Source organism: Novosphingobium olei, assembly GCF_012927405.1.
GTDB lineage: Bacteria > Pseudomonadota > Alphaproteobacteria > Sphingomonadales > Sphingomonadaceae > Novosphingobium > Novosphingobium olei.
In genome coordinates, this window is sequence record NZ_JABBGM010000004.1 from 14,974 (window position 1) to 28,752 (window position 13,779).

A 13,779-nucleotide genomic window follows, 5' to 3' on the forward strand; every position below is an offset into this window, starting at 1 on the left:
AACGAAAAAAGGCGGCTCCACCGGAGCCGCCTTTTCCTTTTGGCGTATCGGCCTGACGGCTTACTTGCCGGCAGCCTTCTGGTCGACCCAGACGGTCCACAGCTTGGCCATCGGCGCGCGAATGCCGGTCACCTGGGCGAAACTCGCCTTGGCGTCGGCCCACTTCGCCTGGTCTGCCTGGGCGATGCCGAGACGGGTCAGCGCGCGATCCTTGTCGATGCCGCCCTTGGTCAGCGCGAGCTTGTAGAACTCTTCCGCCTTGGCCGCTTCGCCATACTGCAGGTAGGCATCGCCCGCCGCATTGGCGGTGACGCCGTTGGCGGCAGCCGCTGCATCCTTGGCAAGGCCGGGCAGCGAAGCCTTGTCGGCCGCGATGCGACCCTTGGCCTGCGTCATGGCGTCGCTGACGAAGGTGTCGGTCGACTTCAGCGCGCCGGCAGCGAGACCTTCCTGCGCCACCTTGATCACTTCGCCGGGGTTCCGGCGAGCGTCTGCAGCCTGGATGTAATCGACGTATTCCCGCTCGGTGTACTTGGGATCAGCCTTCAGCGCGCCCGAACGGTCCATCAGGCGGCCGAGGTCGAGGTTTTCCTGCGCCGTGAACTGGCTGGAATTGCGCACCAGCTGCGTGGCGCCGAGCCAGTTGAGCGACGTCGGGTAAGCCTGGGCAAGCATGATGGCCCATTCGCCCGTTTCGGCGTTCAGCTTGCCGTTGTAGGCGATGCGGTTGGCACGGCTGTACCACGCCTCGGGCGCAACGCCGCCAGCGGCCTTGCGCGCCGCGATCGCCTGCTTCAGCGCATCGAGACCCGCCTTGGGGTTGCCGGTCTGGGCATAGCTTTCAGCCAGCATTTCCGCCGCCACGTCATCGGTGTAGTTCGCCGCGACGACCGGCTGCAGCGCCTTGATCGCGCCGGCGTAATCCTTGGCTTCATAAGCCTTGGCGCCGATGAAGAACTGTACAAGGCTCACCTTGTCGGCCGGCAGCTGGCCGGAATCGAGCATGTTCTGAAGGCCGGTGCGCACCAGCGCGCCGTCGCCGACCCAGTTGCCGACCGACTGCTGCCACTGGCCGAAGATGATCTGGTCGGCGGGCGTCTTGACGTTGGGCTGGATCGCCGCGAGCTGCGGTACCAGTGCCTGGCCCGCGGTCTTCTGTGCGTCGCCAGTCTGGCCCTGCGCGGCGGTGAACGCCGGCTGGAACGCCTGGGCGGCCTTCACGAATTCGGGCGAATTGCTGACCTTGCCGCCCTTGGCTTCCTTTTCCTTGGCGCTCGCCACCGCCGGAACGAACCCGCCGGCTGCAACGCCCGTGACGATCGCCAGTCCGAGCGCGGCGCGCGCAGCTGCCGACTTGCCGAATTTGCCGAAAGAACCCCGCATCTTCATGATCTCCTGTTCGACCCGGACCCGGTCTGTCCCGATCGCCCGTTGCCGGGCCGGTACCTCTCCATGGTCGCCTTTGCGCTAGTGGCGCGGAATTGCGCCGTTGGCAACGCCCACAACCATTGGATCATGCGCCGTGAACGCGCTTTGAACAGCAACTTGTCCTGCCATTCAGGCAACTTGTCGCATGTGTGGAAAACTGGCCATTCTTGACCGCGATAGAGCCGCCCTTGCTGGCTTTGCCGCGGCATATGTCCTAGGGCGTAAGCCTTCCCATAAATCATAAGCCAAAACGCGGAAACCTGCACGTGAGCGACGACACCCAGATGATCGATCCGGCTGCCCCCGGCGGCGAAGGCGAATTCCAGCGGATCGACATCGTCGACGAAATGAAGACCAGCTACCTCGATTACGCGATGAGCGTGATCGTGAGCCGCGCGCTGCCCGACGTGCGCGACGGGTTGAAGCCGGTTCACCGTCGCATTCTTTTCGCCAGCCAGGAAGGCGGCTTCGTCGCCGGGCGGCCCTATCGCAAGAGCGCCAAGATCGTCGGCGACGTGATGGGCAACTATCACCCGCACGGCGACAGCGCGATCTACGATGCGCTGGCGCGCATGACCCAGGACTGGTCGATGCGCGTGCCGCTGATCGATGGGCAGGGCAACTTCGGCTCGATGGACCCGGATCCTCCGGCCTCGATGCGCTACACCGAGGCGCGCCTTGCCCGCGTCGCGAACTTCCTGCTCGACGATCTCGACAAGGACACGGTCGATTTTGCCGACAACTACGACGGTTCGCGGCAGGAGCCGACGGTCCTTCCCGCGCGCTTCCCGAACCTGCTGGTCAACGGCGCGGGCGGCATCGCGGTGGGCATGGCCACCAACATCCCGCCGCACAACCTTGGCGAGGTCGTCAACGGCTGCCTCGCCTACATGGACAACCCGCTGATCACGATCGACGAACTGATCGAGATCATTCCGGGACCCGACTTCCCCACCGCCCCGATGATCCTCGGCACCGCAGGCGCGCGCAAGGCCTACCACGAAGGCCGCGGCTCGATCATCATGCGCGCCCAGCACAAGATCGAGGAAGGCCGCGGCGACCGCCGCTCGATCGTGCTGACGTCGATCCCCTATCAGGTCGGCAAGAACAGCCTGGTCGAAAAGATCGCCGAGGCCGCCAAGGACAAGCGGATCGAGGGCATCTCGGACATCCGCGATGAATCCAACCGCGAAGGCGTGCGCGTGGTCATCGACCTCAAGCGCGATGCCACGCCGGAAGTCGTGCTCAACCAGCTGTGGCGCAACACGCCGGCGCAGTCGAACTTCCCGGCCAACATGCTCGCCATCCGTGGCGGTCGTCCAGAAACGCTGAGCCTCAAGGAAATCATCGAGGCCTTCGTCCGCTTCCGCGAAGAAGTGATCACCCGTCGCACCAAGTTCGAGCTGAACAAGGCGCGTGATCGCGCGCATATCCTGCTCGGCCTTGTCGTCGCGGTCACCAACCTCGACGAAGTGGTCAAGATTATCCGCGGTTCGGCCAACCCGGCGATCGCGCGTGAAACGCTGCTTGCCCGCGAATGGCCGGTGGGTGAGATCGCGCCCTACCTGCGTCTGGTCGAGGCGATCGAAAACGATGCCGACGACGGGTCGGGCAAGCCTTACAAGCTGTCGGAAATCCAGGTCCGCGCCATTCTCGACCTGCGCCTCCATCGCCTCACCGCGCTTGGCCGCGACGAAATCGGCGACGAGCTGAGCATTCTGGCCAAGGCGATCGAGGAATACCTCGCCATCCTGGCCGACCGGGTAAAGCTCTACGCGGTGATGCGGGAAGAGCTGGTCGCGGTGCGTGACCAGTTCGCCACGCCGCGCCTGTCGCAGATCGCTCCGGCGGCCGATGGCATCGACGATGAGGACCTGATCGAGCGCGAGGACATGGTCGTGACGATCACCCTCGACGGCTACATCAAGCGCACGCCGCTTTCCACTTTCCGGGCCCAGGCACGCGGCGGCAAGGGTCGCAGCGGCATGGCGACCAAGGACGAAGACGCTATCGCCACGATGTTCGTCGCTTCGACCCACACGCCGGTGCTGTTCTTCTCCACCGCGGGCAAGGTCTACCGCCTCAAGGTCTGGCGCCTTCCCGAAGGCGGGCCCGCCACGCGCGGCCGCCCGGTGGTCAACATGCTGCCCGCACTGGACAAAGATGAGACGATTGCCGCCGTCCTTCCCCTGCCCGAGGACGAAGGCGAATGGGGCAAGCTCCATGTCATGTTCGCCACGGCCAAGGGCAACGTGCGCCGCAACGCCATGGACCTGTTCGCCAACATCCCCAGCAACGGCAAGTTCGCCATGCGCTTCGAGGAAGATAGCGAGGACCGCCTGATCGGCGTGGCGCTGCTTTCCGAAGGCGACGACGTGCTGCTGGCAAGCCGCCAAGGCAAGGCCATCCGCTTCCCCGCCGACGATGTGCGCGAATTCCAGAGCCGCACCTCTACCGGCGTTCGCGGCATGACGCTGAAGGATGGCGACGAGGTGATCTCGCTTTCGATCCTCCATCGCGTTGGCGTGAAGGACCAGGACGAGCGCGACGAGTATCTGCGCTTCGCGCCGTGGAAGCCTGAAAAGGACGGCGAAATGGCCGATCAGGAGCGCTACGCCTTCCTGATGGAGCGCGAGCAGTTCATTCTGACGGTCTGCGCCAACGGCTATGGCAAGCTCTCCTCGGCATACGAGTATCGCCGCACCGGGCGTGGTGGCCAGGGCATCACCAATATCGACAACATTGCCCGCAACGGGCCAGTCGTGGCAAGCTTCCCGGCCGCGCAGGCCGATCAGCTCATGCTGGTGACGGATCAGGCCAAGCTCATCCGCCTCCCGCTCGAATCACTGCGCGTAATCGGGCGCGGTTCGGCCGGTGTCCGCCTGTTCAACGTCTCGGGCGAGGAACATGTGGTCAGTGCTGTGCGTCTTGCCGATGATGGCGGCGAAGACGTGCCGGGCGAACAGGAAGCAGGCGAGCAGTCGGAATGAGCGAAACACCGCAGGTTGCCTACAAGGTGCTGACCGCACCGCAGATGGCGCAGCTTGAAGCGGACGCGGTGTTCAAGGGCGCGCCGGTCGATCTGGCGGATGGCTACATCCACCTGTCGACCGAGGCGCAGCTTGCCGAAACGATCGACAAGCATTTTGCCGGGCAGGATGACTTGCACCTCGCCACCGTCGATCTCGCCGTGTTGGGCGATGCGGTGAAATGGGAACCATCGCGCGGCGGGCAGTTGTTCCCGCACATCTATGCAGATCTGCCGCTCAGCGCCGTGCTCGCCTACGGTCCGCTGCGCCGCGACGAACAGGGCGCGATCGTGCTCCCCGTCGCGAGCTAATCTATTCGGCCCGGAATTCGCCCCTCGTCTTCAGCGCGCCGATGACGCCGGTGCAGATCAGCAGTTGCCCGAAATAGTAGAGCGGCCAGACCAGCAGGTGGGGAATGGCACTCTGCGCGAGCGGCCCCATCCGCGCGAAGATGAGCAGGTCTGAAGCCACGAACATCATCGCGCCGATCCCGACGCGGTAGCGCGGAAAGTCGCTCAACCACGCGGCAGCGGCCATTCCGCTGAGGCCGAGCGCATAGAGCGCCACTTGCGGTTGGCCGGAGAGCCCGAAGGCAATCAGCGGCACGCCGATCAACGTCGCAACGCCAAGAGCCTTCTGGCTGACGCTGGGCGTCGGTCGGCGATGCCCGAGATAGAGCGCAATGGCTGCAAGATGGCCCAGCAGAAACGCCACTGCACCCAGCGTGAAATCGATCTCCAGCACCATGTCGCCTATCGCGCAGAGGGCCATGACCAGCGCGATGCGGTGCGCATCGCGCGCAGGATGGTGCGACCAGGCGTACAGGGCCAGCAACGCGACGCCGCCGCCCTTCCATGCGATCTCGTAGATGCCCGGCACCATCGTATGGTCGGCCAGCCAGTAGCTGAGACCGAACACCAGGCTGAGTGCCAGCCATGGCCGGCGCTGGGCAAGTGTTCCCTGCGGCATCCAACCCCCTTCCCCTTCGTCCCGGCCACCTTGGGGTTGTGGCTCCCGCGATGCAATGCCAATGCGCGTGGCATGGAGCATCAGGTTCACATCATCGGCGGCGGCATGGCCGGCAGCGAGGCTGCCTGGCAACTGGCGCGCCGCGGCATTCGCGTCCGCCTGTCCGAAATGCGCGGTGGCGGAGACACGACCCCAGCCCACCAGAGCGATGGGCTTGCCGAACTGGTCTGCTCGAACTCGTTCCGCTCGGACGATCACGAAAAGAACGCGGTCGGCCTGCTGCATGAAGAGATGCGCCGCTGCGACAGCCTGCTCATGGCCGCCGCCGAAAAGGCGCGCGTTCCCGCAGGATCGGCACTCGCCGTCGATCGTGACGTCTTTTCCGCTGCGGTGGAAGAGGCGCTGCGATCGCTGCCCACGCTGGAAATCGTGCGCGAACGTGTCGATGTCCTGCCGCAAGACGGGCTCGCCATCGTTGCCACCGGCCCGCTGACCGCCCCTGCCCTCGCCGGCTCGATCGGTGCGGCAACCGGCGCGGACTCGCTCGCATTCTTCGATGCCATCGCCCCGATCGTCTATCGCGACAGCATCGACATGAACGTCGCCTGGATGGCCTCGCGCTGGGACAAGGGCGCCGAAGCTTCCCTCGCGCTGGGCGGCGACGGGCGCGACTACATCAACTGCCCGATGACGAAAGAGCAGTACTTCGCGTTCTGGGAAGAATTGCAGGCCGGCGAGAAGACCGAATTCCGGGAATGGGAAGCGAACACGCCGTACTTCGACGGCTGCATGCCGATCGAGGTGATGGCTGCGCGCGGGCCAGAAACCCTGCGCTTCGGCCCGATGAAACCGGTCGGCCTCGACAACCCGCACTGGGCGACGCCCGAGCACCCCAACGGACGCTGGCCCTATGCCGTGGTGCAACTGCGCCAGGACAACAAGCTCGGCACCCTGTGGAACATGGTCGGCTTCCAGACCAAGTTGAAATATGCGGAGCAAGTGCGGATCTTCCGCACGATCCCCGGCCTCGAAAACGCCGAGTTCGCGCGGCTTGGCGGCCTGCACCGCAACACCTTCCTCAATTCTCCCACCTTGCTCGACCGGCAACTGCGGCTGAAATCAGCGCCGCACATCCGCTTTGCCGGCCAGATCACCGGCTGCGAAGGCTACGTGGAAAGCGCTTCAGTGGGATTGCTCGCGGGCTTGATGGCGGCAGCAGAATTGGCGGGGCGAAACTGGACCCCGCCGCCGCGCACCAGCGCGCTGGGCGCCCTGCTTTCGCACATCACCGGCGATGCCGAGGCGGAGAGCTTTCAGCCGATGAACGTCAACTTCGGGTTGTTCCCGCCGCTTGCCGACGTGAAGAAGAAGCAGCGCAAGGAAGCCTACACCGAACGCGCCAAGGCGGACCTGCGCGACTGGTTACCGACGCTCGCCTGACCCCCCTGACGCCAAAGCTGCTCAGCTGCACTTGCACGCCGGTTTCTTGGGCGCGACTTTCGTCGTGGCGTATTCAGCCCTGTCCAGCGCTCCGTTACCATCGGCATCGGCCTTCTTGAACTTGTTCGACGTCGCCATGGCCCACTCCTCGAAGGTCAGCAGGTTATTGCCGTCGACGTCCAGCTTCCGGAAATCCTTGACCCTCGGCGCGAGCATCTCGTTCCGGGTGATCCGCCCGTCGCGATCCTTGTCGAGCCGGTCGAACCGCCGTTGCTCGCGCGTCTGCTCGGACACGTGCGGCAATGCAGGCCCCACCGCGTCACCTGCGTCCGCGTCTGGCAGGTTATCCTCGACCGCCTGCGCGCTCGCGGCGGTGGCAAGCTTAGCCACCGGCGTTGCGCGTTCGGTTGCGGCGCGGCCTTGCCACCAGAACGTGCCCGATGCGACCAAGGCCAGCGCTGCGAATGCTCCGATAAGGATGCGGTTCATCGCCGAACTCCCAGCTGGCGCGACTCGGGAAGCTTAGCTGCGCGGCTAGTCCCGCAAAGATGGAGATCGCTCCATTTTAGCGGCCGAATAGTCCCACCCGCAGCAGCGTGCCGAAGCGGAGCATCGGGCGGGTGTCGTCCGCTGCAAGCGCTGCCGCGCGCAGCACAGCCAGCGGCCGCATGGAGCGCGGCAGGCGCGGCGTAGCGTTCGCCGCCGCCTTCCGGTCGAGCCATTCACCCCCAGCTTGGGCCACGGCGGCAAGCACTGCCCCGTCCCGCGCCCCGCCAAGCCGCGCGATGGCGGCCAAGGCGCCGATCCGCGCCGCGCGCAGGGCAACGCCGCCATCCGAGCCGACGTTGCGCGCCTCCCAGCCATCGACGATCGCGCCCAGCGCGGCACGTTCGGCATCCCACGGCGCGAGCACGGCCAGAAGCGGTTCGCCCTGCGGCCAGCGCGAAACCGGCTCGCCCATCCGATCGCGCCACCAGGCGAGCCGCAACTGCACCATGATCGGATCGCGCCCTTCGCGCGCCGCATCGGCCAGCCTATGATCGAACGCCAGAAAACCGATCCACAGCGCGCGCAAGCCCGCGGGGGCATAGGCGACGGCAAGTCGCTCGACCGGATCGAGCTGCACGTCATCGAGAGCTTTGTCTTGGTTTTCAATCGCCTGCATGTGCGACATCGGGACCTTATGAATACGGTATGACGGTAACGGCAAATTAACGCCGTCGGTTGCATTACCACTAACTAACGGACGCAATCGGTTAGGGGGCTTTGAACCCACCGTACCGTCTGTCGGGCAGGCAGGGCAACGGAACATGTTGGGCAAAATCGGCTTGATGGTTCGCTCTCGCGCGGCGCTTGGGCGCGCTGTTGTGAAGGGTTCTCCTGATCGCGTTGGCTTCCTGCGTCGCCTGGCAGAATGCCGTTCGGGCAACGCCATCGTTCTGGGCGCCATGGCCGCGCCAGTGCTGGTATCGGCGGCGGGCTTCGCCATCGACACGTCGCAATGGTTCCTGTGGAAGCGCGAGATGCAATACGCTGCGGACCAGGCAGCGATCAGCGCCGCGTGGTCGCTGGCCAAGGGCATCAGCAAGACGGCCTATACCACGCACGCCCAGCAGGAATTCACCTCGAACCTTGCGATCACGGCGGATTTCGCGACGACGCCGACCGTCGATCTGGTCAATTACAACAACGGCACCTCGAACGCGGTCCGCGTGACAGCCTCGGCCACGCGCAAGCTGCCGTTCTATGGATTCGTCAGCGGGCAGTCCGCCACCGTTTCGGTTTCGGCGCAGGCAAGCTTCGCCAAGGGCGCGACCTACACCAGCTGCATCATCGCCACCAATGCGACGGCCGACGGCGCCATCACCATCGGTGGCAGCGCGGTGCTGAAGTCGGGCTGCGGTCTTGCTGCGCTGTCCAACTCAACCAACTCGATCCGAGTGTCGGGCAACCCCACCATCGACGTCAACTATCTGATGAGCGCGGGCGGTATCGACGACTGGTTCAACACGAATACCGACGACGTGGTGAAGGAATACATGACCACGTTGTCAGACCCGTTCGCGAGCCTGACGCCACCGACCAACCCGACGAAAGGGACGACCTATTCGTGCGTGAAATCAGGCAACACCACCGTCGCCACGCTCAATCCCGGCACCTATTCGACCATCACCACATCCTGCAACACGGTGCTTAACCCCGGGATCTACGTGATCGACGGCGGCGGCGTGACCATTCGCGCGCAGGATGCCGTGACAGCCAACGGCGTGATGTTCGTGCTGAAGAACGGCGCATACTTCAAGCTGAACGGCGGCTCGTCGATTAACCTCTCGGCGATGACGCAATCGCAGCTGCTGGCAGCCGGGCTTACCTCGGCCCAGGCTACCTCGCTCGAAGGCATGCTGATCTTCGAGGACCGCAACAGCACGGGCAACGTCTCGACGCTCAACGGCAACTCGGATTCGATCATCAACGGCACGGTCTACTTTCCGAAGTCGACGCTCAGCTTCGGTGGCACCGCCCGCGTCACGAGCCGCTGCTTGCAGATCACCGCCAACATGATCTCGATCCAGGGCAATGTGAACATGACCAGCTTCTGCCCCACCGGCATGCAGACCTCGACACAGGTCGGCACCGATGCGCCGAGCGTCATCCTCGTCTCATGATGATGCGGCTGCACCGCACGCTGGGACACCTGACCCGGTCGGGCGATGGCTCGGTCGTGATCGAGTTCGCTTTCCTCGCGCCGCTGCTAGCCTTGCTCGGGCTGGGCACCGTGGACCTGACACGGATGGTCGCGCGGCGCACCGCGCTGCAGGCTGCGCTGAGCGAAAGCACCCAGATCGTCCTGGCCGCAACGCCCGACAACGATGCCAAGATCACCGCGCTCAAAAGCGTGCTTTCGACGACGACCGGGGTGTCGACAGCTAACATCGCGATTTCCACCGTGTACCGCTGCGGGGTCGATACGACGTTCGTCTCGCTGCCGGGATACTGCTCGGTGACCGGCGAGATCGGCAAATACCTGCAGATCAGCATCACCGACACCTTCACCCCCATGTGGACCCAGTTCGGCGTCGGCGCCCCGATCACGTCGTCGATGCAGCGCACCATCCAGCTGTCATGAAGCGCACTGCTCGCCCCCTTGCAGCGAAATCGACAGGGCTGCGTGCCGCGACCGAAGGTTCGGCAACGATCGAGTTCGCGCTGATCGGACCGATCTTCATCCTGATGATGATGGCCGTGTTCCAGTTCTCGGTCGTCATGCAATCGTACAACGCGCTCGGCAGCGCTGCGGCGGACGTACAGCGCCAGGTTGTCACCCAATCGCAGGCAGGTAACGTCCTGACATCTTCACAGATGCGCGACATTGCCATCGCCCGTGCCTCTTCGGCGCCCTACTTTCTCAACAGCGCATCGCTTACCGTAACAGCAGCGCTTGCCAGCCCACAAAGAATCACGGGTGCTAGCGAATATACGCTGACGATGAGTTACGACGCACCGATCTTCGTGTGGATCACGCCGTTGAGCTTTACCACAACCTATACAAGGTCGATTTTCGTAAAGGCCTGAACATCTCCCCGATTACAGAGATTATTCTCCTTTCTTCGGGGCAATACGTATTCTATTCGGAGAATTTGTTAACCGTGTTCATTTGCCAAATCATGCGGCGTTCAGCGTTATTGGGATGATCGTGACTTCGCGCCTCATCCTCTACTGCTGGCGGTTCCTGACCGCAGTGGTGCCTCACGCGCCCATGCGTGACACGGGCGGAGGCGGCTTCCTGACGCGCCTGGCACGAAACACGGCGGGCAACACCGCGATGATTATCGCCGGCGCGATGATCCCGATGATGGCAATGGTCGGTGGCGGCGTGGATGCCGGGCGACTCTATCTCGTCCAGTCGCGGTTGCAGCAGGCGTGCGATGCGGGCGTCCTTGCCGCGCGCAAGCAGATGGGCGCAATGTCCAACTTCAACGCCGCGACTGACACCAAGACGGTAGCCGATCGCGGCACGAGGATGTTCAACGTCAACTTCAGCGGCGGGATGTACGGTTCCACGGGTCGTGGTTTCACCATGACGATCCAGGACGATCAGTCGATTGCCGGGGTCGCCACCACCACCGTGCCGATGACCCTGATGCAGATCTTCGGCGCGCAGCCGATCACCATGACGGCTAACTGCACCGCGCAGCTCAACGCGCCGAACACCGATATCATGATGGCGCTCGACGTCACCGGGTCGATGAACGAGATCAACCAGGGCGACAGCAGCCCGAAGATCGCAATTCTCAAGACCGTGGTGAAGAACTTCTACACTGCAATGGAAAGCTACAAGCAGCCGGGCAGCCGGATGCGCTACGGCTTCGTCCCCTACTCCACCAACGTGAACGTCGGCGCTCTGCTGGCCGACGACTGGGTGGTGAAAAGCTGGACCTATCCCTCGCGAACGCTGGTCGGGTCCGGCAACACGAACGGAACCTACACCTACAACACGTCCGCGGACCTCGTCTCGGGCACGGGCTATCCCAGCACCTACACCTTCAACGCCAGCTACAACAACCAGACCCACACCTACTTCTGCGCGCAGCCCGCCAATACGCTGACCAGCAAGACCAACACTATCTCGTCCACGTCGACCGCTGTGACCGGACCGCCGGCCGGCACACGCACCGTCACGACTTATGAGGTGGTCTACAACGGCGCGACCTATGACACTGCCACGCGCAGCGGCACCACCTGCACTTCCACCAAGACGACCTACACCAACTACACGCTGCAATATCAGACCATTACCGAGCCCAAGCTCGGCAACGGCAGCCAGTGGTGGTACAAGGACGTGACCAAGGACGTCAGCGGATGGCGCACAGGCTCGAACGGATGCATCGAGGAACGCGGAACATACGAAATCACCGACTACAACAATGTCGACCTGACCAAGGCCCTCGATCTCGACATCGACACCGTGCCGACTGCTGGCGCGCCCGCAACGCAATGGCGCCCGCAGTACCCGGCGGTGGTCTACGATCGCGCCTGGCTGTGGAATGGCACGGGAAGCTGGTCGACCGCCGACGTAACGACGCAGACCGAGTACGTCTCGCCCTACTATGGCGGGTTTGCCGATTGTCCCGCCCCGGCCAAGAAGCTCCAGACCTGGACCAGCTCCGACCTGTCGACCTACATCGACGGCTTGCAGGCGGGCGGCAGCACCTATCACGACATCGGGATGATCTGGGCCGGGCGCCTGCTTTCGCCGACTGGTCTGTTTGCCAGCGAGAATGCGAACGTTTCGCCAACCCGACCAACGAGCCGCCATCTCATCTTTCTCACGGATGGCCAGACCTCGTCCTACGACCTTAGCTATGGCGCCTATGGCGTTGAACCGCTGGCCAAGCGGCGCTGGAGCCCGACGTCGACGCTGACGCTCACCCAGACGGTCGAAAAGCGCTTTTCGTTCGCCTGCCAGCAAGTGAAGAACAAGAACGTCACCGTGTGGTTCATCGCATTCGGCACCGATCTCAACCCGATCATGACAGAATGCGCTGGTACCGGGCACTACTTCTCCGCAGCCAACGCCACTGAACTGAGCGCCGCGTTCGAAACGATCGCACGCTCGATCGGCGAACTGAGGTTGTCGCAATGACCGGCCTGGGCCATTGCTTGCCGCGCCTTGCCCGGCAGAACGACGGTGCAACTGCCGCAGAGTTCGGGCTAGTCCTGCCGGTGCTCGTCACCGTTCTGATGGGGCTGTTCGACATGGGCTACAACATGTGGGCGCTCAATATCCTGCAGGGCGCGGTGCAGCAGGCGGCGCGCAATTCCACGCTGGAGAGCGCCGCCACCCAGACATCGACCATCGACGGCAAGGTCACCACCCGCGTGCAGCAACTGGTGCCCTCGGCTCAGCTCACCTTCACGCGAAAGTCCTACACCAACTTTTCCAACGTCAACACGCCGGAGGATTTCACCGATGCCAATAGCAACGGGGTGTGCGACAACGGCGAACCGTTCGAGGATGCGAACTCCAACGGGATCTGGGATGCCGATCGCGGGGTCAATGGCGTCGGCGGTGCGCGCGATGCGGTGCTCTACACCGTGACGATGACTTACCCGCGCATCTTCCCGATGGCCAAGCTGGTCGGGCTGTCGTCCACTGTTTCGGCCACGGCCAAGACGGTGCTGCGCAACCAGCCCTACAAGCTGCAGGAAGCATCGACGACGATCGGATCGTGCAAGTGAGCGCACACCTGCTCCGCCGCCTGCTGAAGGCCCGGTCAGGCACGGCCGCGACCGAGATGGCGCTTGCCCTGCCCTTCCTGCTGACGATCGGCATGTGGGGGACAGAGCTTGCCAATCAGATGGTCACGCGGATGCGACTTTCGCAGCTGGCGATGCAGATCGCCGACAATGCCTCGCGCATTGGCGACCAGTCGATGCTGTCAAACCGCAAGATCTATGAATCCGACGTCGACGATCTGCTCGCCGGCGCCAAGGTCCAGGCGAGCACGCTCGATCTCTATACCAATGGCCGCGTGATCGTCAGCAGTCTCGAAGTCGTGCCTGGCACCACCAGCACGCAGTATATCCACTGGCAGCGCTGCCGCGGGCTCAAGAAGGTGACGAGCGCCTATGGCGGCGAAGGTACCGGCAAGGATGGATCGCTGGTCGGCATGGGCCCATCGGGCGAAGAGGCCAAGGCCAGCTCAGGCGATGCGGTCATGTTCGTTGAACTGACGTACGATTATCAGCCGCTGATCTCGAACCTGTTCACCGGTGGCTCGCAGTCGAGCACGATCAAGGTACAAGCGGCTTTCAACGTGCGCGATGATCGCGACCTGACGCAGATCTACCAGCGCGATACGTCAAAGCCCGATCCGGTGGCGAGCTGCAGCAGCTACACGACCTGACCGGT

Annotated in this window: 13 protein-coding genes; 9 read left to right on the forward strand and 4 right to left on the reverse strand. The window is 63.8% G+C overall.

What is annotated here, in order from left to right:
• Positions 1–60: 60 nt before the first annotated feature.
• Positions 61–1,383, reverse strand: a complete 1,323-nt coding sequence (locus HHL27_RS10205; protein ID WP_169493313.1) for a tetratricopeptide repeat protein — start codon at positions 1,381–1,383, stop codon at positions 61–63.
• Between the two features lie 329 nt (positions 1,384–1,712).
• On the opposite strand from HHL27_RS10205, the gene gyrA reads away from it, so the two are divergent.
• Both gyrA and HHL27_RS10215 read left to right on the forward strand, forming a co-directional pair.
• Positions 1,713–4,418, forward strand: a complete 2,706-nt coding sequence (gene gyrA / locus HHL27_RS10210; RefSeq protein WP_169493623.1) for a DNA gyrase subunit A — start codon at positions 1,713–1,715, stop codon at positions 4,416–4,418.
• On the forward strand, positions 4,415–4,768 hold the full coding sequence (locus HHL27_RS10215) for a DUF952 domain-containing protein (protein WP_169493314.1): 354 nt from the start codon (positions 4,415–4,417) through the stop codon (positions 4,766–4,768). The genes gyrA and HHL27_RS10215 overlap by 4 nt, the downstream gene beginning before the upstream one ends.
• A gap of 1 nt (position 4,769) precedes the next feature.
• Here the strand turns inward: HHL27_RS10215 and HHL27_RS10220 are convergent, their stop codons facing one another.
• The gene (locus tag HHL27_RS10220; protein ID WP_169493315.1) at positions 4,770–5,426 is read right to left on the reverse strand and encodes a lysoplasmalogenase family protein; all 657 of its coding nucleotides are present in this window, start codon (positions 5,424–5,426) and stop codon (positions 4,770–4,772) included.
• Between the two features lie 72 nt (positions 5,427–5,498).
• Between HHL27_RS10220 and trmFO the strand changes: the two genes are divergently transcribed.
• Positions 5,499–6,866: a methylenetetrahydrofolate--tRNA-(uracil(54)-C(5))-methyltransferase (FADH(2)-oxidizing) TrmFO gene (gene trmFO, locus HHL27_RS10225; RefSeq protein WP_169493316.1), complete on the forward strand. Its 1,368-nt coding sequence runs from the start codon at positions 5,499–5,501 to the stop codon at positions 6,864–6,866.
• 21 nt (positions 6,867–6,887) lie between these two features.
• Here trmFO and HHL27_RS10230 read toward each other — a convergent pair whose 3' ends face one another.
• Both HHL27_RS10230 and HHL27_RS10235 read right to left on the reverse strand, forming a co-directional pair.
• Positions 6,888–7,355: an EF-hand domain-containing protein gene (locus tag HHL27_RS10230; RefSeq protein ID WP_169493317.1), complete on the reverse strand. Its 468-nt coding sequence runs from the start codon at positions 7,353–7,355 to the stop codon at positions 6,888–6,890.
• A 76-nt stretch (positions 7,356–7,431) separates the two neighbouring features.
• Entirely contained in the window at positions 7,432–8,031 is a 600-nt protein-coding gene (locus HHL27_RS10235; RefSeq protein WP_206069529.1) for a hypothetical protein, read from the reverse strand.
• A gap of 202 nt (positions 8,032–8,233) precedes the next feature.
• On the opposite strand from HHL27_RS10235, the gene HHL27_RS10240 reads away from it, so the two are divergent.
• The 6 genes from HHL27_RS10240 to HHL27_RS10265 all read left to right on the forward strand — a co-directional run bounded on the left by HHL27_RS10240 (position 8,234) and on the right by HHL27_RS10265 (position 13,774).
• Entirely contained in the window at positions 8,234–9,532 is a 1,299-nt protein-coding gene (locus tag HHL27_RS10240; protein WP_169493319.1) for a pilus assembly protein TadG-related protein, read from the forward strand.
• Complete coding sequence (locus tag HHL27_RS10245) at positions 9,529–9,993, forward strand: TadE/TadG family type IV pilus assembly protein (RefSeq protein ID WP_169493320.1); 465 nt, start codon at positions 9,529–9,531, stop codon at positions 9,991–9,993. The genes HHL27_RS10240 and HHL27_RS10245 overlap by 4 nt, the downstream gene beginning before the upstream one ends.
• The gene (locus tag HHL27_RS10250) at positions 9,990–10,439 is read left to right on the forward strand and encodes a TadE/TadG family type IV pilus assembly protein (RefSeq protein ID WP_169493321.1); all 450 of its coding nucleotides are present in this window, start codon (positions 9,990–9,992) and stop codon (positions 10,437–10,439) included. Before HHL27_RS10245 ends, HHL27_RS10250 begins: the two co-directional genes overlap by 4 nt.
• 121 nt (positions 10,440–10,560) lie before the next feature.
• A complete protein-coding gene (locus HHL27_RS10255) occupies positions 10,561–12,510 on the forward strand; it encodes a pilus assembly protein TadG-related protein (protein ID WP_169493322.1) in 1,950 nt (649 codons plus the stop codon).
• Complete coding sequence (locus HHL27_RS10260) at positions 12,507–13,106, forward strand: TadE/TadG family type IV pilus assembly protein (protein WP_169493323.1); 600 nt, start codon at positions 12,507–12,509, stop codon at positions 13,104–13,106. Before HHL27_RS10255 ends, HHL27_RS10260 begins: the two co-directional genes overlap by 4 nt.
• Positions 13,103–13,774, forward strand: coding sequence for a TadE/TadG family type IV pilus assembly protein (locus HHL27_RS10265; RefSeq protein ID WP_169493324.1), 672 nt, complete (start codon positions 13,103–13,105; stop codon positions 13,772–13,774). Before HHL27_RS10260 ends, HHL27_RS10265 begins: the two co-directional genes overlap by 4 nt.
• Positions 13,775–13,779: the final 5 nt, after the last annotated feature.